Here is a 24,199-nt window from a genome sequence, read left to right as displayed (position 1 = left end):
CGCACTCAGGTTCCGTGGGCGGGTTCGCGCGAGCCGGTGATCTGCTGGACGAGACGGTACTTCTGCACCTTGCCGGTCGGGGTGGTCGGCAGGTCCTCGGCGCGGTAGAACACCACGCGCTTGGGAACTTTGAACCGCGCCAGCTTCTCGCGGCACACCTGGAGAATGTCGGATTCGGTGACACCGTGCCCCGGCGCCGGGACCACCACCACACAACCGATCTCGCCCCAGCGCTCGTCGGTCAGCCCGATCGCGAACACCTGGCTGATCCCGGGGTGCCGCGCCAACAGGTCCTCGATCTCCTTGGGCATGACCAGTTCGCCGCCACTCTTGTAGAGCTCTTTGCTCCGGCCGGTGACCTGGAGGTAGCCGTCGGGCCGGATCCGCCCCAGGTCACCGGAGCGCAGCCAGCCGTCGCGCAGCGTGCGCTCGGTGTCGAACGGCCGGTTCCAGTATCCCGTCATCACCGTCGGCCCCGTCGACACCAATTCGCCTTCACCCGCGGTGTCGGTGAAGGTGTCGGGATCGACTGTCCGATAACGGACCAACGCATCGGTGTCGGTGATACCGGCCGCACCGGCCATCTTGGGCCGTCCCACGGTCGTGGTGAGGTTCTCCAGCGGGTCTTCGGGCAGCGTCAGTGTCATCGCTCCGCCGCATTCCGTCATTCCGTAGCCGGTGACGATCTCGGTGACCGCGAAGTCGCTGACCACCTGCTGCCACAACCAGACCGGAGCGGGCGCAGAGCCGCAGAGGATGGCCCGCAGCGAGCTGAGCTGGTAGTCGAAACGCGCCGGGCTCTGGACAAGAGCCACCGCCATGGTGGGTACGCACAGGATGTCGGTGGCCCGGTGTTTCTCGATACCTCCGAAGTAGCCTTCCGGGCTGAAGGACGGCTGCATGATGATCGCGCCGCCGACGTACATGACCGCCAACAACCCTTCGACATAGCCGAACATGTGATAGCAGGGCAAGGACGACAAGATCCGTCGTCCGTCCTCGAAGGCACGGGTGAGCGCCGAGGCGTACGCCGTCCGCAGCACCGCGTCATGGGACACCACGACACCTTTCGGTGACCCGGTGGTACCCGAGGTGTAGAGCATGTCGCCGGCACTCGCCGGGTCGACCGCCGGCGCCTCGAACAGCGGGAGACGAGCACGGCCCATATCGGTGAGCTCGCGCAACGACAGTGCACCGCGCCGCGGCGCGGCACCGGTGGGCACGACGACCACCCCACGCAGGTCCGGCACCTCGTCGGCCGTACGGGCCCGCCGGTGGAAGCCGGGCGCATCCCAGCCCGGGACGATCCCGTCGAGCATGTCCTGGTAGTCGAGCGACCCGAACTCGGACATGGTGATCAGAATCCGGCACCGGGAATCCGCCAGGACGAAGGCGAGCTCGTCCTGACGGTAGAGATAGTTGAACGGCACGGCGACCGCGCCCACGCGGGCGATGGCGAACTTGACGGCCACGAATTGGGGATGGTTGGCCAGCACCATGCCCACCCGATCGCCGGACCGCACACCGAGCGCGGCCAGCCCGGCGGCCAGGTGGCGCGATTGCTCGGCGACATCGCGATAGGTCTGCGCTGTCGCATCGGACAGCACGAACGGGCGCTGCGGATAGTCCGCCGCACAGCGATCGAGCCAGCGCGCCAACGATATCGGCTGCCACACGGGGAACCGGCGGCGCAAGGCGAGCCGGCGGTCGGCGATGGTGAGCGGCTCGGTCACAGCTCGCGCAACTGACCGGCGAGAGCGGCCTCGCGCAGCGCGAATCGCTGGACTTTTCCCGTCGGTGTCACCGGGAACTCGTCGACGGTGAACCACCGCGCGGGCACTCTGTACGCGGGCATGCGGTCCCGCGCGTGAGCGATCAGACCGGCCAGCACGTCGCCGCGACCTCCCGAGAGCCGGCATACCACCGCGACAACCTCACCGAGGGCGGCGTCTGGAATGCCGAGGGCCACGACATCGAGAACGGCCTCGTGGCGCGCGATCACCGACTCGACCTCGACCGGTGAGATGTTCTCACCCCCGCGGATGATCAGTTCTTTCAACCTGCCGGTGACGCTGAGGTATCCGCGGTCGTCCATGAAGCCGAGGTCGCCGGTCCGCACGAAACCATCGGCGTCCAGGGCCCGGGCCGTGGCGTGTGGATCATGCACGTACTCCAGGAACTGCTGGTACCCGCGAGCGCAGATCTCACCGATCTCGCCGAGCGCCACCGTGGCACCGGATTCGGGATCGATGATCTTGCAGTCGACGCGCGGAAGCGGGCGCCCGACGGTGGTGAGCCGGTCCTCCGCGGTGTCCGACGGGCGGGTGATCGTCAGCACCGGCGACAGTTCGGTCTGTCCGTAGGCGTTGTACACCTGTGCGCCGAATACTGCTGCAGCACCGGCGATCAGGTCTGCCGGAACGTCCGAGGCGCCACCCAGGATGATGCGCAGGTCCGGCGCCGCCTCGGAGCTGGCCGCTTGCGCATGCAGGAGCGCCCGCAATACCGCTGGGACGTAGAACATCATGGTGACCTTCTCGCGGCGCAGCGTCTCCAACGCCATGTCGGGAGTGAAGCGTTCACCGACGACGGTCGTGCCACCCACCCACAACGGGCCGAGAGTACCGATGACGCAGCCCGCCGTGTGGAACAGGGGCAGCGGGTTGTAGGAGATCACCGCGTCGGGCACCGCAGTGGCTTCCATGGTCAGTTTGGCGACATTGACCAGCGCCCGGTGCGTGAGCAGCACGCCCTTGGGCCGCCCCGTCGTCCCGGACGTGTACTGCAGCATCACGGGGTGGTCGACACAGACCGCGGCGGCCCGCGTCGACCACTGATCCGTCGGTTCCAGAGCCATGAGCTCGGACAGGCAGACTCGCCGAAGGTGGGGTATGCCGGCGCACACCCGCTCGGCGACTTCGGCCATGTCGTACTGGCGACTGGCCCGGGCATGCAGTAACACCCGCGCTCTGCTGTGTCGTAGCACATAGTCCAGATCGTTTTCACGCAGAACCGGATTCAGTGCGACGAGCACCACCCCAGCCAACGCGGCCGCGTACTGGACGACGGTCCACTCGATGACGTTGGGAGCCCAGAGCGCCACATAATCACCCGGGTCCGTCACTGCCGCCAGCCGCGCGGCCACCTCCTGCGCTTCGGTACAGAGCGCGGCATACGTGAGTCTGTCCACCTCGCCACTGCCGTGCCGTACCCCGACGAGCGCCTCCCGCTCCGGGTGCTCGGCCGCGCGGGCGGCCACGAGGTGACCCACGGTGTGCTCCACCAATGGCACCGAGGTATCGGCCGGCAGGTAGGCCTCGCCGCGCCTCGGCAGGCGTCCTGCAGCGGGGACGGTGGTGCTCACGGTGCGCTCAGACGGGGTTGCTGCCGAGTTTGGCGCCGGTCATATCGCTGATCTGCGGCCACTTTGCGGTGATATCGGTCAGACTCGGCGGTGTCGAGAAGGTGACGCCGTCGTTCTGGAACTGTGCCACGCGCTGCACCAGTCCGCCGCCGACGACGAAAACCGATCCCGTATCGGCATTCTCGTCGGACACCAGATGCCCAACGGCGGGCGCGACCAACTCAGGGTCCAGCTTGTCCAGTACCTCTTGCGGGGCGATATCGGCTGTCATCCGGGTGGCCGCCAACGGGGCGATGGCGTTGGCGGTGATGCCGTATTTCGCCCCCTCGATGGCCAGGGTGTTGATCAGCCCCACCAGGCCGGCCTTGGCGGCGGAGTAGTTGGCTTGTCCGAAGTTCCCGTACAGGCCGCTGGTAGATGTCGCCACGACGATCCGCCCGAACTTCTGTTCCCGCAGATGCGGCCAGGCAGCCCTGATGACGTTGAATCCGCCGTACAGGTGCACCTTTTGCACCGCGTCCCAACTGTCGGCCGTCATCTTGTGAAAGGCCCCGTCGCGCAGGATGCCGGCGTTGCTCACCACCGCGTGCACGGCGCCGAACTCGGTCAGCGCCGTCTCGATGATCGCGGCGGCACCGGCCTCGTCGGCGACGGAGTCGTAGTTGGCGACGGCTCTGCCGCCGGCGTTGCGGATCTCGTCGACGACCGTGTCGGCGGCCTGGGTGCCGGCACCGGAACCGTCGCGTGCCCCGCCGAGGTCGTTGACGACGACGAGCGCCCCGTTCGCCGCCAGGAATCGGGCATACGAGCGGCCCAGGCCTCCCCCGGCTCCCGTCACGACGACGACTTTGTCTTGCACACCCGACACCTGAACTCCTTCGTTCGCGAACACTTCTATTGAATCTATATTCGAAAAAATAACCGCGTCAAGACGCCGTTCAGTAGGCCGCCAGGATCGGCTCTAACTCGGTCGGTGTGGCTCCGTGCAGAATCACCCCATCAGCACCCAGGCTGAGCTGTCGTCGAATGGTGGAGACACATTCCGCCGGGCTACCGGTGGCCGCCGGGGCCGTCCACTCCGACGGCAGCAACGAGGCGATGTGCTCCAGTTTCGCTATGGGAGTGGTGGGACTGTCGATCGCCTGTAGTCCGCCCTCATAAAAGCTCCGAACCACCGCATCATCGCGAAAGCGCTGCAAGACCTTCGGATCCCAGCGGTTCGTCCGTACCATCAGGTCGCCGTAGCCTTGCAGGTATGTCGCGAGTCGACCGACGAGCTTGCGCAGGCGCAGCTCTTCCGGGAGGTGATCCCCGATGGTCGCGAGGCACGACCACACCTTCACGTCGTCCGGATTGCGCCCGGCCCGCTCGGCGCTGGACTTGACGATTCCGACGCATCGCGCAAGCGTTTCGTCGGTGAAGAAGGTGTGCAGGATGACCTGGTCCATCACGCGGCCACCCAGTTCCAGTGAGTTCCGCGCGAAAGCCACCATGCCCAGCGGGATGTCGACGTCATAGTCCTGGCCCAGCCGCAGCAAGGGATACCGCCCCATTGGACCGTCGTGACCGACGATGGTCTCGCCGCGGAAGAGTCGACGCATCACCCCCACGAAGTCCTCCATCTGCGCGGTGGTGATGCGCGGCATCCCGAAGGCGTCCTGCAGTGGCGGCACCCCCCGACCGATACCCAGCGTGAAGCGCCCCTGGCTCAGCCGGGACATGGTGAGGGCGTATGCCGCGGTCACCATGGGGTGACGGGTGTTGTGATTGGTTGCGCCAGTGGCGATTCCGATGGTCTCGGAGACCGCGGCGGCCGCACCGGATAGCGTGCACGCCTCCTTGGTGTTGAAGCGCTCCGAGATGAACGCGTGACCCAGCCCCAGCTGCTCGGCCTGGCGGATCTCGTCCACGATCACCCGCGGCAACTCCGGTTGGCCGCCAAGGGCATAGAACCCCAGTTCCGGCCGTACCAACGTGGTCATGCGGTTGCCACCTCGCCGAGTTCAGGCCAACGGCCATGGTCGTAGGTGCACGGGTTCCAGACCTCCGCGATACGCCCCGCGACAACGCGGTAGACCTCGATGGAAGAGATGACGTCCTGGCTCCCATCGTGGTTGACGATGTCCGCTTGGTAGACGATCGAGCACAGTTCGACGTCAGCGACCATGTGCACGAGGGTGAAGTGCACGCTTTTGACGCCGGCCCATAAGTCGCGCACACGCTGGATTGCCTCGTCGTGGGTGAGCACAGTCCGACCTCCCGGGGTGTTCCGGATGATCTGCTCGCCGATCACTTCCTCCCCGACGGCGTAGTTCCGGTCGTTCCAAAGTTCGTAGTTGTAGCGTTCGACGACCGCTGCCGGACTGGCCGAGGGGCTGGACCGTGTAACCATGGACACATTTTTACTTGCTTGTGTACAAGTTAACAACTACTTTTCTAATATGACTTCAATTCGCACTCGATTCCCGCGAAACCCTTCTGAATTGACGGCCCCATGGCTCACCGAAGCATTGGTGTCAGCCCGGGTCATCACGCCGGGATCCCGAATCAACAAGCTTCACATCGAGCGCATCGCCGAAGGCGTGGGGTTCGCGTCGTTTCTGTATCGGGCCCACCTCGATCTGGACGGCGATGGACCCGACACGGTGATCGTCAAGTGGCCGACCGATTACCCGGCCTACCTGGAGCTGGCTCGGTCGATTCGCCTCTACGAGCGAGAGGTGCTGTACTACAACGAGATTGCACCGGTAGTACCGATGCGCGCACCCCGTTCACATATCGCTGCCTTCGACGACGAGACAGGCGAATTCCTCATCGTCATGGAAGACCTCGCCGCTCTCGAGAACGGAGACCACCTGGCAGGCCTGACTTTCGACCGGGCCAAGACCGTGCTCGAAGAGCTCGCCCGCTTCCATGCCTGGGGTTGGCACTTGACGCCTCCCGCCACGAACAACCCGGCCTTCCTGGATCTCGACGACCCCCGCATGGTGGCATTGTTCAGCGCCGGCGCAGCGGCAGGCTGGCCCATCTTCCTCGAGCACGGTCGCACGACTGCCCGTGCGGATGTGGCAGCGGTCATATCGGCCTATGGCAGGCTGGCCCCCAACCTCCTGGGGGCGCTCACCCAACCCGCGACCTTGGTCAACGGCGACCTGCGCGTCGACAATCTGTTCTTTGCCGAGAGCGGTTCGCACGTGACCGTCGATTTCCAGTTCGCCGGCCGTGGGTGCGGGATGTGGGATGTCGCCTATCTGATCGGCCAGGGCCTGACTCCAACGCAACGAGGTGGTCGTGAGCAGGAGCTGGTGACGGGCTACCTCGATGCTCTTGCAAGAGAGGGCATCAACTATCCGTTCGACCAGGCGTGGCAACAGTTTCAGGTCGCAGTCGTGGCCCAGATCGCTCTGCCCCTGGCTGCCATGATGTCCTGGGAGACCGTCAACCCTCGGGGACAGGAACTGCTGCAGGTTTTGATGGAGCGCAGCTTCGCGATCATTGCCGACTCCGACGCGGTCAGCACCGTACAGGCGCTGAGCACCCGTTGACAGCCCGGAGCCACCGGCCCGTAGGGGTCTTCGACCCTGCGCCGTCGTCGACGACACTCAGGGCCGGCGCATCTCCCGGGACACGATGGACACGAACGACACACAGCCTCCGGGGCGCCCGCCCAGGTTGTGTGTGAGTGCGGTGCGCGGGTCGGCCAGCTGGCGTTCGCCTGCCGCACCGCGAAACTGCAGCCATGCCTCGTACAGCATCCGCAAGCCGCTGGCCCCGACGGGATGGCCGAACGATTTCAGACCCCCGTCCGGGTTGACCGGCAGTCGCCCGCCGGCGTCGAAGGCACCGTCCAGGACGTCCTTCCACGCATGGCCGGCATCGCAGAATCCGAGATCCTCCATCAGCACGATCTCGGTCGGTGTGAAGCAGTCGTGTACCTCGGCCATCGAAAGCTGTTCTGCGGGTCGGTCGATGCCAGCTTGGGCGTAAGCGTCCTTGGCCGCCCTGACCACCTCCGGGAAGGTGGTGTAGTCGAAATCCGAATCCATCGAGCCCCGCGCCGACCCGGAGATCAACGACAACCCGTGGACGTACATCGGCGTGTCGGTGAACTCATGGGCGCGTTCGGCGGACACGATCAGCGCGCAGGCCGCGCCATCGGACACTCCCGAGCAATCGAAGATACCCAGTCGGCCGGCTACCTTGGGCGCCTTGTCGATGGTCTCTCGGGCGACCGGGGAACGGAACTGCGCCTTGGGATTACGCGTGCCGTTGTCATGGTTCTTCCATGCGACGTGCGTCATCGCCGCCCGCATCTCATCCGGATGTACGCCGTAACGGGCGCAGTAGGCCGGATCGATGAGGGAGAACGCCGCCGGCGCCGTCATCGAAATCTCCGGGGCGGTGCCGTCCCCTGGCGGATCTTGTCGCAGGAGCCCGGAATAGCCGGAGTCTTTGAGCTTCTCGACGCCGACCGCCATGACGATGTCGTACGCGCCCGCAGCAACCGCGTAGCAGGCGTTGCGGAAGGCCTCCGAGCCGGTGGCGCAGAAATTCTCCACTCTGGTGACCGGCTTGTCGTCGGTGGCGATTGCCCGGCTGAGGGTCAGTCCCCCGAGCCCGGAGCTCAGCGTTCCGAGCCAGTAGGCGTCCACGTCACCACGACCCAAAGCCGGGACCGATTCCAGACATTCCTGGTATGCCTCCAGGATGAGGTCGTCGGTGCCGGCGTCCCACCGCTCGCCGAAGGCGCTGCACCCCATGCCGACGACGGCAACCTTGCCGGCGATTCCGTTACTCGGCATTGTCCTGCACCGCCTTCCAGAAATAGTCATGCACGCCACCGGCGGTGAACAGTCGCCGGAAGGTGAACCTCACCCGAGCGCCCACGGCGAGTTGCTCGGGTCGGGCATCGGCCACCTCGAGGGTGCATCGGCCACCGCCGTCGATATCGATGACCGCCTGCACCATCGGCGGCGACGGCGAGAACGCGAGATGGTCGACCGTATAGGTCACCACGGTTCCGGTGAGGCGCCCCACCGGCACCTCGGTCATCTCGTCGGTCGCCCCGCACGATCGGCACACCCGCACCGGTGGGAGATGACCGAAACCGCATCGAGTGCAGCGCGTTCCGGTGAAGCCGAACTTCCAGCGCTGTGATCGGGCCGCCGGCGGCGCGGCAGCGCGTTCGGGTTCGGGTCGGCGCGGCGCCTCCCGTTCGACGAGCCCGCGCCACCCCAGATAGGTCAGGTACGGTACCGGCTGTCCCTGCCGGCGTTGGGTGTTCAACACGAGGTGCTGCCGGTGTTCGGTGATGGCGGCGGTGGCGCGGAACACCATGGCGTCGCATCCGTCGACAGCCGACACCACCAGGATCGTGTCTCCCGGGTCCGCGATGTCGAGCACACCGGTCAGCGCGATCAGCGGATCGGCCGCCCCACTGTGGCCGATCGGCGAACTACTGACCGATTTCTGCCCCTTGAGTAACGTTGCCGCTCGCTTGGTCACCGCCGTGTTGGGACATGCCAACACCGCGTGGTCGACGTCGGCTACCCCGGCCGCGTCCAGCGCGGCCCCCGAGCACGAACGGATCAGGTCCGCATACCGCTCGGCGCCGAATCGCTCCTCCCACTGCATACCCGTGCTGGAGGTGGGATCTCGCCAGCGGTCCAGGAACTCGTCGGTCAGCGAGCGCACCGCCAGCAGTTCGGCAATCGACTCACCGTCGCCGAACCACAGCGCGGCCGCTCCGTCACCGCCGGACTTTTCGTCGGAGGACCCCGGCTTGCCCACCCGTACGTCGGCGGCCACCACCAGTCCCCCGCCGGATGCCGCGGCGACCACGCCGGCGATGGCGCTGCGAGCGGTTCCGCCCAGGTCGGCAGCCAGCACGTCGGCGGGCAGACCGAGCGCGGCATGCACGGCACTGGCGTTGGTCTTGTCGGCGTAGGCGGGTGTGGTGGTTGCCAAATAGAGCGCTTGGGGCCGGCTTCCCGGCCCGACCACCATGCCGGCAGCGCTGACGGCCATGGTGGTCGAGTCCTCGTCGTAGGAGGCGACCACCCGGTCACCTCCGCGCAACCCGATATCTGCGGCGCTGAGCCGATAGCGGGGTAGATAACCGGCATACCCGAGCAGGCCGTAGGTCACGATGCGCTCCTGAACACCGCGGCAATCCCCTGGCCGCCGCCGATGCACATGGTTTCCAGTGCCAGGCCGCCTCCACGGCGCCGCAATTCGTGCAACATCGTGGCCATGATCCGCACCCCGGTCGCCCCGATCGGATGACCGAGCGAGATGCCGGAGCCGTTGACGTTGAGCCGGTCCTCGACCTCGGCGAGAGTGACGCCCCATCCTGACAGCACCGCGAGCACCTGCACGGCGAACGCCTCGTTGATCTCGATCAGGGCCAGGTCATCGAACGTCAGACCCGTTCGGCCGAACAACTTCTCGACCGCCCCCACCGGGCCGATACCCATCCGGGAGGGCTCACACCCGACGGCCGCCCACCCTTCGAGGAAGCCGATGGGCTCCAACCCGAGGGCGTCGAGCCGGTCCTCGGCGACGACCAGGCAGGCTGCCGCGGCGTCGTTCTGCTGGGCCGCGTTTCCTGCGGTGACCGTCCCACCGGTCATGACCGTACGCAGACCCGCCAGGGTCTCGGTGGATGTGTCGGCGCGAATCCCCTCATCCCGCGTCACCACCACGGGCTCTTTCGTGCGTTGCGGAACGTCCACGGGGACGATCTCGTCGTCGAACAGGCCGCCGGACTGTGCTGCCTTCGCCCTCCGGTGGCTGCGGACGGCGAAGGCGTCGGCGGCCGCCCGATCGATCCCGTAATCGGAGGCGAGGTTCTCCGCGGTTTCGATCATCCCGCTGATCGTGCCGAATCGCCATTCCGGCTGGGATCGTTCGCGTCCGCGGTCGAGCCGGTCGTAGAGCATCTGATTGCCCGACCGTGAGCCCCATCGCGCCGTGGTTGTGTAGTGCTCGATATTGCTCATCGATTCGACGCCGCCGGCCACCACCACATCGGCGGCGCCAGTCTGCACGGTCATCGCGGCGGTGATCACCGCCTGCAGCCCGCCGCCGCAGCGGCGGTCGATCTGCAAGCCGGACACACTGATCGGCAGACCGGCATGCAGGGCGGCCCAGCGCCCGATACACGGCGCTTCGGAGTTGGCATACGACTGCGCCATGACCACGTCTTCGATGACCTCGGGGTCGATTCCGCTGCGCCTCACCACCGACGCGACGATGTGCGCGGCCAGGTCTTCGGCGCGCAACGGTCGCATGCTCCCGCCGAAGGTGCCGACCGGGGTCCGCAGTGGCGCGACGATGGCCGCCCGCCTCATTCGTCACCTCGCCAACGATCGGCCGACGGGTCGAGCAGGCTGTTGAGCCGTTCGTCGGGCAGCCAGATGACCGTCTCCAATTCCAGCGCGTCCAGGAAACGCACCCGCCCGGTGCGAAGATCCTCCAGTTTGAGCCGGGGCGAGTTCGCCTGCTCGTCGATGGAGACCGCGATCTCGGCGAACTCACTGCCGACGACCGCGCCGACGCCAGCGACGGTCACCCGGGCCGACCCGTCGAAATGGATTCCCATGCTTGCCCTTTCAGATGAGGAAACTGAGCGTGGGGATCGGCTTGTCGGCGTCGACCAACTGCACCTTCTTGTACGCCAGACGCAGGTCAGCGTCGACGCGTCGCAACCGGTAGGTGACCCGGCCGCCCCACAGGTGGTTGCCCCGCGGCCGGGCCTCGATGACCAGGAAGTTGGCTCCGACCTCCAGATCCACCGAACCCGCGGGGTTGATGCGCCCGCCTTCGAATTCGATGTTGGAAATCAGGCGGCGTAGGTGCGAGGGCGGCGCCTGGGCGTACCGGCGACCGGTGCGCACCTGTTTCAGCCTGGTCGAGATGCGGCTGCGGTTGTCGTAGATGATCGACATCTGCCGGGTGGGGTCGCAGTCACCGGAAACGGCGGGAACCCAGTACAGTGCGTCGTCGGTCCACAGCGCCTCCCAAGCGTCGTAATCGTTTTCGTCGGCATAGCGGGCCTCGCGGTAGAGGAACTGTTCTACCGCCGACCGGTCGAAACCCTCAGGCACCGGGGCCGACGCGCCCGCAGTCTGTAAAGACGTCGTCACGCTGATCAGTCCTCTTCCATCAGCCGCTTGTACTGCGCCCAGAAGCCGCGCATGCCGGTTTCGTCGGTATTGGTGCCGATGGTGAATCCGTTGTCGTCCAACCTTTCCCGGTTCATGCCGCGCCGGATGTCGAGCCACTCCGGGCTCAGCGACGCGATACCCTGCTGGTTGCGCTCGTACATCTCGGTATCGTCGGCCAGCAGCATGCCCGCCGGCCCCACCGAGCCGATGCACTGGGAGACCATCCGGCGATTCAGTTCGGGCGCGCCGGCCAGTTGGACGGCCGTCGCGTACTGCACACATTCGTCGACGGAGATCGGTTGGATGTTGAAGACCTGGATCTCGGCGATGAACAGATTCGGGAAGATCATCACATGAGGTGCGCCCTCGATCAGGATCCGTTCGGCGTCCGCGCCGTGCTTGGCGCGGATGGCGGCGACATAATCCGGGACCCGGGATTCCGTGGTGCCGAACCAGCGCATGGGCTCGGCGAACTTGCGGAACTCCGGGCGCAGATCGTTCTCGCTGTGCCCGCCGCCGAGATCCCGGGTGACCGCGATGGAGGAGTCACTGTAGAGCGGGCCGATCGTGCTGCCGGTCACCCCGAAAATGGATCCGTGCACGAACTGGGGGTGGTACCCGTCGGTTTCGTTCTCGGCCAGCAGCTTCCAGTTGGCGCGTGCCGTGTGCTGCAGCCAGCCTGCCGTCAACTCCACGCGCCCTTCCGGTGACAGCCGAACCAGGCGGTCGATCTCGCCTGCGGCCGCACCGAGGTGCTCCAACAGCGTCGGACCATCGGGGGCGAAGCTGCCGAAGACGAAACCACCGTACGAGTCGACGCGCGGGACCCGTCCCATCGCCAGGTCCAGTTTGCGGCCACCGTAGCCCTTGAAGAACGGGAAACCGATGAGCTCGCCGTCGTTTCGGAAAGTCCACCCGTGGTACGGACAACGGAATGTGCTGGAGTTGCCCTTGGCATCGTCGCAGACCTGGTTGCCGCGGTGAGCACAGCGATTGAGCAGCAGGTGGATCTCGCCGTCGCGATCCCGCGTCATGATGACGTCCTGGGGACCGAGCTTCTTGCGGACATAGTCGTTGGGGTGGGCGACTTCACTCTCGTGGCCGACGAACACCCAGGTGCGGTACCAGATCTTGGCCAGTTCCTCGGCGTAGATCGTGGGATCGGTGTAGAGGGTGCCGTGCACCTTGTCCGGGCGGATCAGGCGTTGATATCTGCCGTCGGTGCCGGTCACCGGATCGGTCACGTGGGTCATGACGAAACTCCTTGTCGTGGACCGAAGGATGGTCGCCGTTTCTCCCGGAAGGCGGCGATACCCTCGGCGAAGTCGGCGCTGCCGAACAACCGCGCCTGCTGCGCTGCTTCGTGGTCGAGCACCTCGACCGGCGGCAAGGTCGGACTGATGGCGAGCAGGTTCTTGATCGCTCCGTAGGCGGCGGCCGGCCCGGCCGCGAGCCGCTGCGCGTCCGCCCGGGCCGCGGTGACCGCATCGCCGGGTTCGGTGATGGCGTCGACCAACCCCCACTCCTGCGCCGCATCCGCGGTGAACGGTTCCGGGAAAAGCAGCATCTGACGAGCGCGGGCCGGACCGACGCGTCGTGGCAGGGAGGCGAACACCCCCATGTCACCGGCGAGACCGACGTTGGTGAAGGTGGTGGCGAATCGGGCATCGCGGGCGGCCACCACCCGGTCACACGCGGCGGCCAGTGCCGCACCCGCCCCGAACGCGGCGCCCTCGACCGCCGCGATCACCGGTTTGGGCGTCGCCCAGATGGCGCGGATGATGCGCTGGGCCAACTGCGCGCGGTCCATCGCCTCGGACTCGGACATGACCCGCATGGTGGAGATGTCGCCGCCGGAGCAGAAGCTTGCGCCGGCACCGGTGAGGACGATCGCCCGCACGCCGGTGTCGGTATCGGCTGATTCGAGGGCGTCGGCCAGTTCGAGCCGCAGCGGGATATCGATCGCGTTACGCACCTGCGGCCGGTTGAGCGTGACAGTCCGCACCGGGCCGTCGTCCTCGATCAAGACGTTCATCGGCCGGTGAACTTCGGTGCGCGCCGCTCGATGACGGCCCGAAGCCCCTCCAGCGCGTCGGCGGTGCCCGACAGTTCGGACACCGTGCGCGACTCCTCGGGGAGCCGCTCCTCGATCGAGGCGCCGACACCCGACCAGACGAGCCGCTTGGTGGCTGACAATGCCTTGGTGGGCATGGCCGCCAAGTCCGCGGCGAGCGTCTCGGCCCGGGCCAGCAGGTCTGCATCGTCGACCACCTCGGTGATCAGCCCGATCGCGGCGGCCTCGTCGGCGGTCAGCGTGGGATTGGTGAGCAGGATCCGCAGCGCCTGCCGGAGCCCGACCAGTTGGGTGAGGGTGACCGACGATCCACCGTCGGGCGCCATCCCGACCCGGACCGCCCCGGAGAAGAACTTCGCCGAACGAGCGGCGACCACGATGTCCGAGGCGCAGACCAGTCCGATGCCGCCGCCACCGGCGGCGAACCCCTGCACCGCCGTGACGACCGGGACGCGCAATTGGATGAGCGCGGAGGTGGCCAGCTGCAACCAGGCGGTGGCCGCACGGAGATAGTCGGGTAACGCCTCCCCTTTTGATTCGAAGGTCCGGACATCTCCCCCGGCACAGAAGTTGCGCCCGGCCCCGGTCAGCAGCACTACCTTGACCGACGGGTCGGCATGGCAGGTGAGCACGGCCTCGTGCAGCGCCTTGAGCGTCTCGACGTTGAGCCCGTTGGAGGTGGCCGGCCGGTTGAGGCGGATAGTGGCCACACCGTTGGGTGCCACCTCGCGTAGTACCGGCTCGTCGATCGCTGTGGTCATGTGCGCACCTCTCTGTTCTTGAAAGCGGAGACACCGCTTCGGCCGGCCCGGCCCGCGATGTGGGCGACGACGGCGTCGGTCTCGTTGCTGTCGGCGGTGTGGAAGTCGTTGTCCAAGCCGTGATTCACCAACGCCTTGATCGCGGTGACCGCGGCGCGCTCGCGGCCGGCGAGCCGCGTCGCAAAGGTGTGCACCGATTCGTCGAAGGTCGCCGCGGGGTAGGCCCGATACGCCAGTCCCAGCTGCACTGCCTGCTCGCCACCGATCTTGTCGCCGGAGAGCAGCAGGGCCAGGGCGCGCTGCCGACCGAGGATGCGCGGCAGCCGCGCGGTGCTCCCGCCGCCGGGGACCATGCCGAAATTGATGTGGTTGTCCGCAATCCGGGCTTCATGGGTCACCAGGACGATGTCCGCGGCTTGCATCAGCTCGAATCCACCGGCCATCGCGACGCCTTCGACCGCCGCGATCACCGGGACCGCCACCCTGCCGATCTGGTCACAGGCCGCCTTGAAGGCGGTGAACAGCCCGCGCAACGCCGGTGCGCCCTCGGCCCGCAACCGCTGCACCTCGTCGAAGTCGCCACCGGCGCAGAAGTTGCCGCCGGCACCGCGGATCACGATCACGTTGACATCCGGCCGGTCCCCGAGACCGCCGATGGCCGCGCCGAGGGCCGTGGCGAGGTCGACGTTGACGGCGTTCATCCGGTCGGGTCGGTTGAGCGTGATCCACCCGACCCCACCGTCCACGTCGTTGCGCACTGTCGTCACATGTACCTCCCGCCGCCGACCTCGATCACCGTGCCGGTGATATAGCTGGACAAGTCCGATCCCAGGAACACCACGGCACCGGCCACCTCGTGCGGCTCGCCGGCGCGCTTCATGGGCACGTCGGCCTCGCGCTGGGCGAACACCTCCGGCGGCATCGCGGCCGTCATCGGCGTACGGATCAACCCGGGCTGCACGGCATTGATCCGGACATTGTGGTGGGCAACCTCTTTCGCGGCCGCCTTGGTCAAGCCGACGATTCCGGCTTTGGCGGCGCTGTAGTTCGTCTGGCCCGGGTTACCCGATTTGCCCGACAGCGACGAGATGTTGACGATGCTGCCCGACCTCTGCTCGCGCATCACCGCCGCGGCTTCCCGCACACCTAACCAAGTGCCCCGCAGATGCACGGTGATGACGGCGTCGAAGTCGGCCACCTGCATCTTCTTCAGCGAGGCGTCACGGGTGATACCGGCATTGTTGACAAACAGGTCGACCCGGCCGAAGTCCCGGACCGTGGTGGCCACCAGCTGCTTCACCTGGTCTTCGGCCGTGACATCGCACGCGGTGCCGACGCAGTCCGTCCCGGCGCCGGCTATGCCGGCGGCGGCGCGGCGCGCCCCATCGCAGTCGAGGTCGGCGAGCACCACCTGGGAGCCGTGCCGATGCAGTGTCCGGGCGATCTCGAGTCCGATTCCCTGCGCGGCCCCGGTCACCACCGCGACCTTGCCCTGCAACAGCTTCTCCACACCGTCTCCTGTCGACGCATCCGGCATAGACAAATCTAACCGAGATTTCTAATCTAGGTTAAATCAATGAGTCGGGGTGTTTCAACACCGCCCCGCCGAGGAGGGACATGATGGATCTCGGACTGGCCGACGCACGCGTCGTCGTCACCGGCGGCGCATCCAACATCGGACGCGGCATCGTGCATGCTTTTGCCGCCGAAGGGGCGCGGATCGTCTTGAACGACATCGACGAACCGCAGGCGAAGAAGGTGCGTGACGAGGCTGTCGACCTCGGCGCCGAGGCTGTCGAGTTGGCCATCCACGACCTGACGACCAGCACCGGCGCCGACGAAACAGTCGGGGCGGCGGTGACCCAGTGGGGCGGGGTCGACGTCCTGGTGAACAACGCCGGCTGGAGCGTGCCCGGTTTCGTGGCCACCGACACCGATCGTGACAAGTGGCAGCGCACCATCGAAGTCAACTTCTACAGCGCGGTCGCCGCCACCCAGGCCGCGCTGGGCCCGATGAAAGAGGCAGGCGCCGGTGCGCTCGTGTTCATCGCCAGCGACGCCGCCTTCGGCCAGATCCGCCAGGGCATCTACGGGGCGTCCAAGGCGGCGATGGTGGCCTTCGCCCGTACCACCGCACGCGAACATGGCCGGCACGGAATCCGTTCCAACATCGTGTGCCCGGGCCTGGTGATGCCGGAAGGCCCCGACGCGGTGGGGGCAGCCAGCCTGTGGGCCGTGGGCGAGGACGAAGTCTTCAATCCCAAGCAGATCGAGTTCATGCTCAAGGACACCCCGACGCGCCAATTGACCACCGCCGAGGACGTCGCCCGCGCCGTGCTGTGGTTCTCCTCGCCGTCGGCGGCGCGCCAGATCACCGGTCAGATGATCTCGGTCAGCGGTGGGTACACGATGCCATGACCGGCGGTGCGGGGAGAGTTCAGACGGGGTCGAAAGACGCGACGAGCCAATGGCCGTCGATCCTGTCCAGCCCGACTCGCACCGCCGAGGCGGTGTCCGTCGGCGCGTCGGCACCGACGATAGAGGTCTGGTTGACGAAGACCAACACCTCGGCGTGCGTGGCGGTGGACGAGATCGATGCTGCGGCAGCAATGTTGGCGATCGACGATATCTTCTTCTCACGTGAGCCGGGGATCACCACATCGTGGATGAGCTTGCCGTAGGAATCGCGGAAGGCCCCGGTCAGGCGCGACTGCGCTGCCTCCAGACTCTGCCCGACGGTGTCGGGCTGATACGACAACAGCGCGATGGTCGCATCGCGGGCCACCTGGACCGACTCGGTTGCCGCACCTTGGGCGGCCCGTGACGATCCGTCGACCCATTTCAGCCAACCGCAGACACCGCCGAGTGCGATCACGATGACGGGCAGCACGACGAATGCCAGTCCACGCACCAGTGACCTCTTCTCTGGCACCGGGGTGTGCGCGCTGGGCGATTCGTCGAGTTCGTCGGGCGTCTCGTCGGTCATCATGTCAGTCATCTCGACTGCGGGCATGGTGGATCCTCGTCGTTGGGTGAGAGCTGTTGTCGAACAGGGTGTTACGGGACGAATGACACGTTGGACACCTTCAGCTGATCGCCCTGGCGCTGCACCGCGATACGCATCCGCCAGGACCGTGGCTGCTGGTCGGATCCGTCGGCGATCGCCGTCTTGACGCTGACTGCCACCAGCACCTGGGCGTCGTGGTCGGTTTCGGACTCGATACCCGCCGATACCACGGTGCCCACCGACGTTGACTGGGCTTTCTTCACCACGTCGATGAAGGGCTGGGCGCGACTGCTGAAGTCGTCGTAGAACGGGCCGGTGGCCGAGTCGAGGATGCGTTTGACATCGGCTTCCACCTCGCGGTGGTCGATCGTGGTCAGGTTGACCGCGCCTTGGCGGGCCACCTCCAGATACGCGGCCTGCCGTTGGTCTTCGCGGTGGATGGCCGAGGCGCGAAACCCGAGCCAGCCGGCCACACCGACCAGGCCGACCACGGCGGTGAGGCCGACCAGCAACGCGATCCTGGCGGGGTTCCTCACTTCTGGTCCGGCGGCATCAGCATCGATTGCCATGTCTGCTCCTGAGCGTTGTGGGCCAGATTGGCCTGGGTGTAGACGTGCCCGTCGGGCCCGAGATACGTTCCGGTCGCGGGGTCGTACTCGGCAACCGCCAGTGGCGGCGGGGCGGCAGGCGGCGGTGCCGGACCAGGCGCTGGACCGGGCGCCGGACTTGCTTCGGGCGCCAGCTGCGGAACCGGTTGACCGGACAACGTGGCGTTCGGGTCACCCTTCCAGTTGAAGCCATCGTTGAGGGGCACGTAGTTCTCGTCGCTTTCGCACATCTTGACCGTCGGGGCACGCTTACCCGGCCGGGTTTCACACGGGTAGTTACGTGCTCCGCGCACGTTGAACTGGGAATCCTGGGGCACCCGGCAGTAGAAGTCGCCTGCGGGCCGGTCCGGGTAGTCGGTCAGGCTCGTCGTTCGCGCCTGCTGCGGTGGCAGATAACCGGTCAGGCAGGGCGGGGGCAGATTGAGGTTGAGGTTGAAGCTGAGAAAGGCGCCCTTGTACGCCTGCTTGGTGTTGCGGTTCGTGACACCGGCGCCCTGCACCACCTCGACGGCCGACGGCAGCAGCACGAGAAGCTGCTCGATGTTGGGCTGGTAGGTGACCGCGACGTTGCCGATCGTGACGAGGTTGGCCAGTACCACCGGCAGTGTCGGCTGGAACCGATCGAACAACTGCCGGACCTGGTCGGCCGCGTCCGGAACGTTGCGCAGGACGCCCTGGACCGACGCGTCCTGATCTTTGAGCTGCGACGTCACCGAGGCCAGGTTGGCCGCCCACCTCTCGATGCTGCCCGCGGTGGCGGTCTGCGAGTCCAGCACCGGTTTGGCATTGTCGATGAGGTTGGTCAGGGCGTCGAGATTGGTGCGGGCGTCGATCGCCAGTGTGGTGGAGCCCTTGACCAGTCGGGACAGATCGGGGCCAAGGCCACCGACGGCGGTGGCCGCCTCACTGACCGCGGTCTGCAGGTTGTCCCCCGGGATGGCGTTGAGTCCCTTGTCCGTTGCCGCCAGCAGGGTACTGATATCAGGCGGCACCGACGTGCGGTCCCTGGGGATGACGTCACCGGCTTTGAGCGGGCTGGAATCACCCTTCGGGAGCAGCGCGACGTACTGCTCGCCGATCGAGGAGGCGCTGTGTACTTCGGCGGTGAGGTCGCTGGGAATCGGGATACCCGATTTCAGCGCGAGGTCGGCGACCACACCGGTGTCGTCGAGCCGGACATCGGTAACCTTGCCCACCTCGGTACCCCGGTAGGTGACGTTGGCGTTCTTGTACAGGCCGGCCGCCGCGGGCAATTGCACCGAGACGTGGTACTGGCCGATGCCGAACAACAATCCGGGCAGCCCCATGTAGTTGAAGATCATCACGGAACCACCGACCAGCGTGATCACCGCGAAGAATGCCAGCTGGACGAGAACTCTCCTACTGAGAACCATCTACGGCCCCTGATTCAGGTGGTAGGGAATGATCAGCGGGTTGCCCGCCGTGTACGGACTGGGGAGCTGGCCGATGGTGCGCCCCCATTGCATTTCGAGTTCGGTCAGGTTGCCTTCCCAGCGGGTGCCGGTGAGGAACGACGAGTCCAGCCGGCTGAGCGTCAGGTCGATGATCGCGGTGAGGTTGGCGTAGTCACCGCGGAACCACTTGCTCAACGTCTCCTGCGCGAAGGGGTACACCGAGAAGAAGCCCAGCGACCGGGTCAGCGCCGGCCCGGAATCGGCGAGTGATTTCAGCACGGGCGCAATATCTTTGAGCTCTTGCACCAGAGCCTCCTTGGTCTGGTTCGCCGAGTCGGCGGCCAGCGCGCCGAACTTGCCGAGTTGGTCGAGAGCGTCGGCGAGTTTGGTGCGTTCGTCTTTCAGTACCGACAGCGCTTCGGGGATCGTGGTGAGCGCTCGGTCGAGCACCGGCTGCTCGTCGGCGAAATCGCTGACCACCTTGTTGAGGCTGTCGGTGGCGGCGATGATGTCGTCGGTCTGCGCGTTCGTGTTGCGCATAAAGGTATCCAGCTGGGTGAGCAGACCCCTGAGATCGTTCTCGCGGCCGGCGAAGGCAGTGCTGAACGCCGCGGTGATGTCCTGAATCTGGCCGATGCCACCGCCGTTGAGCAGAAGGGACACCGCCGCCAAGGTCTGCTCGGTCGACGGGTATCCGCCCGAGGACGCCAACGAGATGACCGAACCGTTGTGCAGTCGGCCCTCGGCCGGCTCGTTGACCGGCGGGGCGAGTTCGATGTGCAGGGAGCCCAGCAGGCTGGTCTGCCCGACGGTCGCCGTCGCGTTCGCCGGCAGGTTCACGTCGCCGTTGAGGCGCATCGTCAACAGCGCATGCCACCCCTGACGCTCGATGCGGGTGACCGTGCCGACGTTGACGTCGCCGACCCGGACCCGCGAGTTCTGCTGGATGTTGTTCACGTCGGGCAACTGCGCCTGGATCGTGAACGCTGCGGGCCCCTCGCCTTCGGTGCCAGGCATGGGCACCGAGTTCAGCCCCCGCCATTGCCCGCAGCCGCCGAGCAGCAGCGCCACCGCGATGGCGGCGCCGGCCACGCGCACGAGCGGTGCCGGCCGGCTCACGAGCCAGCTCCCGGCGGCACCATCAGACCGGGCAGACCCGCCCCGGGATCGGTCTGGGCCGCCTCGGCCGGCAGCGGTGCCGGCACAGTGGCCGCAGGCGCCGGCGGTGGTTGCGGCGGCACGTAGTCGGGACGCATCCAGTCCTCGCTGTAGGTGACTTCGTTGGGCCGGGCAGTGGCACCGACGAATGGGTTACCGCCGATCGGGAAGAAGTTCATCTGGCGGTTCTTGACGATCGGCGCCAGGTACTGCACGCACAGTTTCGACGACTGCTCGGCATTGAGCCGCGAAGCCGCTTGCACCGCACCGCAGATGAAGCTGATCGGGTCGCTGAAGTTATTGGTCGACAGCGCACCGGAGAGGGTGCCCTGGGCGGGTTGATAGATGTTGATGAAGTTCTGCAGCACTGTCGGCGAGATGTGCAGGAACTGTTTGACGTCGTCGATGCTCTCGGTCACCGTCTGCGACACGGTGCCGAGCTTGTCCGATGTGGTGCCCAGCGACTCTCGGTTCTGCGCAACGAATGTCGATACCTCGCTGGAGACGTCGCTGACATCGCGGACCGCGTTACCCACGGCATCGGGCTCGTCGGCGAGGGCGCCGCTGACGGCGGCCAGGTTCCGGTTGAGCTGCTTCATCAGGTCCGAACTGTCCTGCAATGCCGACACCAACAGGGACAGGTTGCGCAAGGTACTGAACAGGTCGGTGCTGTGGTCCCCGAGCGCCGAGGTCGCTTGGGACAGTTTGACCAAGGTGTCGTGGATGCTCACACCGCGCCCGCGCAGGTTGTCGGCGGCCGTGTTCACCAACGATCCGAGGGTGCTGGTGCCACCGGCCTGCGTTGGCTGCAGCATCTCGGTCAGACGCTGCAATTGGATTCGGACGTCATCCCATTCCACCGGCACCGCGGTGCGTTCCCGTGGGATGACGGCACCGTCGCCCAGGGTCGACCCGCTGGTGTAGGCAGGGGTCAGCTGGATCGCCCGGGCGGTCACCAACGACGGTGCCAGGATGACGGCTTTGGCATCGGCGGGCACCTTGTACTTGTCATCGACCCAGAAGCTGACCTTGGCGCGCTGAGGTTCGACGTCGATACGGTCGATCTCGCCCACCGGAACCCCGAGGACGCGGATTTCGTCACCGACGAAGAGGCCGTTGGTGTTGTCGAAGTAGGCGACCAGTTGAGTGCGGCTGATGGTGGTGGCTTTCGGGATCACCAACACGATTCCTGCGACGAGCAGGAGCAGAACGATCACGATGGCGGCAATGCGGATGCGGGGCTGGGTCATCAGGGTGTTCCTCCGGGCGACACGGGGGTGCCGTCGGGCCCGACTTCACCGGGTGCGGGTACGAAAACCGGGCTCGGTGTCGGGTCGGGGGTCGACACATGGCCGGGTGCCTCCGCCGCCGGTGGGCCCGGTGGCGGGCCACCTGGTGCGGCGGCGGGTCCCGGATCACGCAGCGGGTAACACCCGGGCCCGGGCAGCGGGATCCCCGGCGGACCGCATGACCGGTCACCGGCATTACCGCTGATCGCGTCGGGAATTGTCATCCGCGGTTCGCCGCTCTGGCCCGTGCGTGGGAACGGAATCGGCAGTGCCGGTGTGCCGGGTTGACCGGTTTGCGGATCGGTGCGCTGCGAGGGCGCCAGCACATGCGGGTCCAGCCCGAGGTCGGAAAAGGCCGCGTCGATGAAGGGCTGCACGAACTGCCCCGGCAGCAGGTTGGACAGGTAGGCCTTGAAGAACGGACCGGATGCCACCGACTCACCGAGCGAGAAAGCATAGGTGGTGATGCCCTTGATCGATTGCTGCACTTCGGTTTTACGATTGGCGATGATCGTCAGGGCACCGTTGAGTTTGTCCAAGGCCGGTTTGAGCGTTTCGCGATTGTCACCGATGAAGCCCTTGATCTGCGTGGCCAATGCCGAGATGTTGGTCGAGATCTGATCCAGCGCAGCGCGCTGGCCGTCCAGGGCCACCAGCAGCGCGTTGGATTCGCGGACCAGCTGCACGATCTTGTCGCTGCGCTGCGCCAGGACCGTCGTCGCCTTGTTGGCGTTAGCCAACAGGTTGCGCAGCTGTTCGTCCCGACGGTTGAGGGTGTCGGAGAATCGGCCGACCCCGTCGACTGCCAGGCGGAGATCGTCCGGGGTGTCGCGGAAGGTGTCGGCCAACGTCGACAGCGACGCCGACAATTGACCGGTGTTCAGTCCGCTGATCTGGGCGGTGATATCACCGATGGCATCGGGAAGCTGGTAGGCCGAGGTGGTCCGCTCCAGGGGGATGACACCCTGCTGTTCGCCGTCACCGCGCGGGGTGATGTCCAGGACTTTCGACCCGAGAAGGCTTTTCGTCTTGACGGCGGCCTCGGTGCGGTCCCCGAGATGAACGTCGTCGTCGACGTCGAAGCGCACGAGCACCCGGGCACCGTCCAACGAGATGTCGTCGACCTTGCCGATCGTGAAGCCGGATACCTGGACATCAGCGCCCGACGTCAGTCCCCCGGCTTCGGCGAAGTAGGCGGCGTAGGCCTTCTGGCCGGACACGAAGGGCAGCTTGTCGTAGTTGAGCACGCCCACGCCGATCGCGGCCACCGCGACCACCCCGACGACGCCGATGACGATCGGGTTGCGTTCTTGGAAGCTTTTCATCGGGGCGTGCACCGCCCGGTGTCCTGGCCGGCCATCTTCACGTAAACCGGCTGTCCGCCTTTGCCGTTGAGCTTGAGAACCAGGTCGCAGATGTAGAAGGAGAAGTAATCACCGTTGAGTCCCTGCCGCCCGAGGATCCGGTAGGACTCGGGCAGGGTGGCCAACAAGTGGTCGACGTAGTCATGGTCGGCCACCACGATGCCTGCGGTGCGGTCGGTTTGGTGCACGGTCTCGGCCAGCGACGGGCGCGCCTGCGCCAGGAGGTCGGCGACGCTGGCTGCCGAGGCATTCGTGTACGCGACGGCGTTGCTGAGGTCGTCCTTACGGGCTTCGAGCGTGTGCACGATGTCGGTCAGTGAGTCGATGGCACTGCCGAATTTGTCCTTCTGGTCACCGAGAGAGCCCAGAACGGTGTTGAGGTTCGTCACCACTTGACCGACGAGTTGGTCGCGGTCGGCCAGGGTGTTGGTCAACGCCGCAGTCTGCGACAGGAAGGATCCCACGGTCGCCCCCTGTCCCTGCAGCGCAGACAGCAGTTGTCCGCTCAGTGCGTTCACCTGCTTGGGATCCAGCGCCCGGAACAGCGGGCGGAAGCCGCCGATCAGCGCGTCGAGGTCCAGGGCCGGCGACGTGCGTTCGACGGGAATGGTGGCACCGGGTGGCAGTATCCGCGCCGAGCCCGTTCCCTCTTCCAGTGCCAGGTAGCGACCGCCGATGACATTGTCGTAGCGGATCGCCGCCCGGCTGCCCTCGGTCAGCACCACCGAGTCGTCGGTACTGAATTGCACTGTGACGGTGCTGTTCTTGTTCAGTGCGATCTTCTTGACCTTGCCGACCTCGACACCGGCGATCCGGACGAAGTTGCCGTTCTCCAGCCCGGTGACGTTGGTGAACACCGCCTGAAAACTCCGCGCCTCGCCGAACCGGAACTGCGCGAAGATGGTGAGCAGCGCGAACATACCCAGTGCGGCGACGACCACGAACACGATGAGCCGCCAGGCCGCGCCTGACAGATTGTCTCTCATCTCGA

General features: G+C 66.4%; 24 protein-coding genes. 2 read left to right on the top strand and 22 right to left on the bottom strand.

Going from position 1 to position 24,199, the window contains the following annotated elements; all coding sequences use genetic code 11:
• Positions 1-5 precede the first annotated feature (5 nt).
• The 5 genes from SBI67_RS23435 to SBI67_RS23415 form a co-directional block, all read right to left on the bottom strand.
• A complete protein-coding gene (locus SBI67_RS23435) occupies positions 6-1,733 on the bottom strand; it encodes a class I adenylate-forming enzyme family protein (RefSeq protein WP_318982846.1) in 1,728 nt (575 codons plus the stop codon).
• Positions 1,730-3,364, bottom strand: coding sequence for a class I adenylate-forming enzyme family protein (locus tag SBI67_RS23430; RefSeq protein WP_318982845.1), 1,635 nt, complete (start codon positions 3,362-3,364; stop codon positions 1,730-1,732). Before SBI67_RS23430 ends, SBI67_RS23435 begins: the two co-directional genes overlap by 4 nt.
• A 7-nt stretch (positions 3,365-3,371) precedes the next feature.
• Entirely contained in the window at positions 3,372-4,232 is an 861-nt protein-coding gene (locus tag SBI67_RS23425) for an SDR family NAD(P)-dependent oxidoreductase (protein WP_318982844.1), read from the bottom strand.
• Between the two features lie 70 nt (positions 4,233-4,302).
• The gene (locus SBI67_RS23420; RefSeq protein ID WP_318982843.1) at positions 4,303-5,346 is read right to left on the bottom strand and encodes a TIGR03857 family LLM class F420-dependent oxidoreductase; all 1,044 of its coding nucleotides are present in this window, start codon (positions 5,344-5,346) and stop codon (positions 4,303-4,305) included.
• Positions 5,343-5,756, bottom strand: coding sequence for a nuclear transport factor 2 family protein (locus SBI67_RS23415; RefSeq protein WP_318982842.1), 414 nt, complete (start codon positions 5,754-5,756; stop codon positions 5,343-5,345). The genes SBI67_RS23420 and SBI67_RS23415 overlap by 4 nt, the downstream gene beginning before the upstream one ends.
• 91 nt (positions 5,757-5,847) lie before the next feature.
• Here SBI67_RS23415 and SBI67_RS23410 point away from each other — a divergent pair, with 91 nt between their 5' ends.
• Complete coding sequence (locus SBI67_RS23410) at positions 5,848-6,909, top strand: phosphotransferase (protein WP_318982841.1); 1,062 nt, start codon at positions 5,848-5,850, stop codon at positions 6,907-6,909.
• Between the two features lie 57 nt (positions 6,910-6,966).
• Here SBI67_RS23410 and SBI67_RS23405 read toward each other — a convergent pair whose 3' ends face one another.
• From SBI67_RS23405 to fabG, 10 genes are read right to left on the bottom strand one after another with little or no spacing between them, the layout of a single operon-like run.
• Positions 6,967-8,166 (bottom strand): acetyl-CoA acetyltransferase, encoded by a 1,200-nt coding sequence (locus tag SBI67_RS23405; RefSeq protein WP_318982840.1) that lies wholly within the window; start codon positions 8,164-8,166, stop codon positions 6,967-6,969.
• Positions 8,156-9,511, bottom strand: coding sequence for an OB-fold domain-containing protein (locus SBI67_RS23400; RefSeq protein ID WP_318982839.1), 1,356 nt, complete (start codon positions 9,509-9,511; stop codon positions 8,156-8,158). Before SBI67_RS23400 ends, SBI67_RS23405 begins: the two co-directional genes overlap by 11 nt.
• A complete protein-coding gene (locus tag SBI67_RS23395; RefSeq protein WP_318982838.1) occupies positions 9,508-10,716 on the bottom strand; it encodes an acetyl-CoA C-acetyltransferase in 1,209 nt (402 codons plus the stop codon). Before SBI67_RS23395 ends, SBI67_RS23400 begins: the two co-directional genes overlap by 4 nt.
• A complete protein-coding gene (locus tag SBI67_RS23390; RefSeq protein ID WP_318982837.1) occupies positions 10,713-10,967 on the bottom strand; it encodes a hypothetical protein in 255 nt (84 codons plus the stop codon). Before SBI67_RS23390 ends, SBI67_RS23395 begins: the two co-directional genes overlap by 4 nt.
• A 10-nt stretch (positions 10,968-10,977) precedes the next feature.
• A complete protein-coding gene (locus SBI67_RS23385; RefSeq protein ID WP_318982836.1) occupies positions 10,978-11,511 on the bottom strand; it encodes an aromatic-ring-hydroxylating dioxygenase subunit beta in 534 nt (177 codons plus the stop codon).
• 5 nt (positions 11,512-11,516) lie between these two features.
• Positions 11,517-12,785: an aromatic ring-hydroxylating oxygenase subunit alpha gene (locus SBI67_RS23380; protein WP_318982835.1), complete on the bottom strand. Its 1,269-nt coding sequence runs from the start codon at positions 12,783-12,785 to the stop codon at positions 11,517-11,519.
• Positions 12,782-13,567, bottom strand: coding sequence for an enoyl-CoA hydratase/isomerase family protein (locus tag SBI67_RS23375; protein ID WP_318982834.1), 786 nt, complete (start codon positions 13,565-13,567; stop codon positions 12,782-12,784). The genes SBI67_RS23380 and SBI67_RS23375 overlap by 4 nt, the downstream gene beginning before the upstream one ends.
• Positions 13,564-14,367, bottom strand: coding sequence for an enoyl-CoA hydratase/isomerase family protein (locus SBI67_RS23370; RefSeq protein WP_318982833.1), 804 nt, complete (start codon positions 14,365-14,367; stop codon positions 13,564-13,566). The genes SBI67_RS23375 and SBI67_RS23370 overlap by 4 nt, the downstream gene beginning before the upstream one ends.
• The gene (locus SBI67_RS23365) at positions 14,364-15,134 is read right to left on the bottom strand and encodes an enoyl-CoA hydratase/isomerase family protein (RefSeq protein ID WP_318982832.1); all 771 of its coding nucleotides are present in this window, start codon (positions 15,132-15,134) and stop codon (positions 14,364-14,366) included. Before SBI67_RS23365 ends, SBI67_RS23370 begins: the two co-directional genes overlap by 4 nt.
• A complete protein-coding gene (gene fabG, locus SBI67_RS23360; RefSeq protein WP_318982831.1) occupies positions 15,131-15,904 on the bottom strand; it encodes a 3-oxoacyl-ACP reductase FabG in 774 nt (257 codons plus the stop codon). Before fabG ends, SBI67_RS23365 begins: the two co-directional genes overlap by 4 nt.
• An 83-nt stretch (positions 15,905-15,987) precedes the next feature.
• Between fabG and SBI67_RS23355 the strand changes: the two genes are divergently transcribed.
• Entirely contained in the window at positions 15,988-16,785 is a 798-nt protein-coding gene (locus SBI67_RS23355) for an SDR family NAD(P)-dependent oxidoreductase (RefSeq protein WP_318983040.1), read from the top strand.
• Positions 16,786-16,804: 19 nt separating this feature from the next.
• On the opposite strand, the gene SBI67_RS23350 is transcribed toward SBI67_RS23355, so the two are convergent.
• The 7 genes from SBI67_RS23350 to SBI67_RS23320 are packed head-to-tail and all read right to left on the bottom strand — an operon-like array spanning position 16,805 to position 24,194.
• Positions 16,805-17,380, bottom strand: coding sequence for a hypothetical protein (locus SBI67_RS23350; RefSeq protein ID WP_318982830.1), 576 nt, complete (start codon positions 17,378-17,380; stop codon positions 16,805-16,807).
• 44 nt (positions 17,381-17,424) lie between these two features.
• A complete protein-coding gene (locus tag SBI67_RS23345; RefSeq protein WP_318982829.1) occupies positions 17,425-17,943 on the bottom strand; it encodes an Rv1363c family protein in 519 nt (172 codons plus the stop codon).
• On the bottom strand, positions 17,907-19,376 hold the full coding sequence (locus tag SBI67_RS23340) for an MCE family protein (RefSeq protein ID WP_318982828.1): 1,470 nt from the start codon (positions 19,374-19,376) through the stop codon (positions 17,907-17,909). Before SBI67_RS23340 ends, SBI67_RS23345 begins: the two co-directional genes overlap by 37 nt.
• Positions 19,377-20,516, bottom strand: a complete 1,140-nt coding sequence (locus SBI67_RS23335) for an MCE family protein (protein ID WP_318982827.1) — start codon at positions 20,514-20,516, stop codon at positions 19,377-19,379.
• Positions 20,513-21,805 (bottom strand): MCE family protein, encoded by a 1,293-nt coding sequence (locus tag SBI67_RS23330; protein WP_318982826.1) that lies wholly within the window; start codon positions 21,803-21,805, stop codon positions 20,513-20,515. The genes SBI67_RS23335 and SBI67_RS23330 overlap by 4 nt, the downstream gene beginning before the upstream one ends.
• Entirely contained in the window at positions 21,805-23,169 is a 1,365-nt protein-coding gene (locus SBI67_RS23325) for an MCE family protein (protein ID WP_318982825.1), read from the bottom strand. Before SBI67_RS23325 ends, SBI67_RS23330 begins: the two co-directional genes overlap by 1 nt.
• Positions 23,166-24,194 carry an MCE family protein gene (locus SBI67_RS23320; RefSeq protein WP_318982824.1) on the bottom strand — a complete coding sequence of 343 codons (1,029 nt, stop codon included), beginning with the start codon at positions 24,192-24,194 and terminating at the stop codon, positions 23,166-23,168. The genes SBI67_RS23325 and SBI67_RS23320 overlap by 4 nt, the downstream gene beginning before the upstream one ends.
• Positions 24,195-24,199 lie beyond the last annotated feature (5 nt).

This window comes from Mycolicibacterium chengduense (genome assembly GCF_033741155.1).
Taxonomy (GTDB): Bacteria; Actinomycetota; Actinomycetes; order Mycobacteriales; family Mycobacteriaceae; genus Mycobacterium.
This window is presented reverse-complemented; position numbering and strand designations above follow the sequence as displayed.

What these genes read in the sequence shown, in the direction of transcription:
- SBI67_RS23420 (WP_318982843.1), bottom strand. Translation starts at nt 5,346, where the DNA reads ATGACCACGTTGGTACGGCCGGAACTGGGGTTCTATGCCCTTGGCGGC.
- SBI67_RS23415 (WP_318982842.1), bottom strand. Translation starts at nt 5,756, where the DNA reads ATGGTTACACGGTCCAGCCCCTCGGCCAGTCCGGCAGCGGTCGTCGAA.
- SBI67_RS23405 (WP_318982840.1), bottom strand. Translation starts at nt 8,166, where the DNA reads ATGCCGAGTAACGGAATCGCCGGCAAGGTTGCCGTCGTCGGCATGGGG.
- SBI67_RS23395 (WP_318982838.1), bottom strand. Translation starts at nt 10,716, where the DNA reads ATGAGGCGGGCGGCCATCGTCGCGCCACTGCGGACCCCGGTCGGCACC.
- SBI67_RS23390 (WP_318982837.1), bottom strand. Translation starts at nt 10,967, where the DNA reads ATGGGAATCCATTTCGACGGGTCGGCCCGGGTGACCGTCGCTGGCGTC.
- SBI67_RS23380 (WP_318982835.1), bottom strand. Translation starts at nt 12,785, where the DNA reads ATGACCCACGTGACCGATCCGGTGACCGGCACCGACGGCAGATATCAA.
- SBI67_RS23375 (WP_318982834.1), bottom strand. Translation starts at nt 13,567, where the DNA reads ATGAACGTCTTGATCGAGGACGACGGCCCGGTGCGGACTGTCACGCTC.
- SBI67_RS23370 (WP_318982833.1), bottom strand. Translation starts at nt 14,367, where the DNA reads ATGACCACAGCGATCGACGAGCCGGTACTACGCGAGGTGGCACCCAAC.
- fabG (WP_318982831.1), bottom strand. Translation starts at nt 15,904, where the DNA reads ATGCCGGATGCGTCGACAGGAGACGGTGTGGAGAAGCTGTTGCAGGGC.
- SBI67_RS23355 (WP_318983040.1), top strand. Translation starts at nt 15,988, where the DNA reads ATGGATCTCGGACTGGCCGACGCACGCGTCGTCGTCACCGGCGGCGCA.
- SBI67_RS23350 (WP_318982830.1), bottom strand. Translation starts at nt 17,380, where the DNA reads ATGCCCGCAGTCGAGATGACTGACATGATGACCGACGAGACGCCCGAC.
- SBI67_RS23345 (WP_318982829.1), bottom strand. Translation starts at nt 17,943, where the DNA reads ATGGCAATCGATGCTGATGCCGCCGGACCAGAAGTGAGGAACCCCGCC.
- SBI67_RS23340 (WP_318982828.1), bottom strand. Translation starts at nt 19,376, where the DNA reads ATGGTTCTCAGTAGGAGAGTTCTCGTCCAGCTGGCATTCTTCGCGGTG.
- SBI67_RS23330 (WP_318982826.1), bottom strand. Translation starts at nt 21,805, where the DNA reads ATGACCCAGCCCCGCATCCGCATTGCCGCCATCGTGATCGTTCTGCTC.
- SBI67_RS23325 (WP_318982825.1), bottom strand. Translation starts at nt 23,169, where the DNA reads ATGAAAAGCTTCCAAGAACGCAACCCGATCGTCATCGGCGTCGTCGGG.
- SBI67_RS23320 (WP_318982824.1), bottom strand. Translation starts at nt 24,194, where the DNA reads ATGAGAGACAATCTGTCAGGCGCGGCCTGGCGGCTCATCGTGTTCGTG.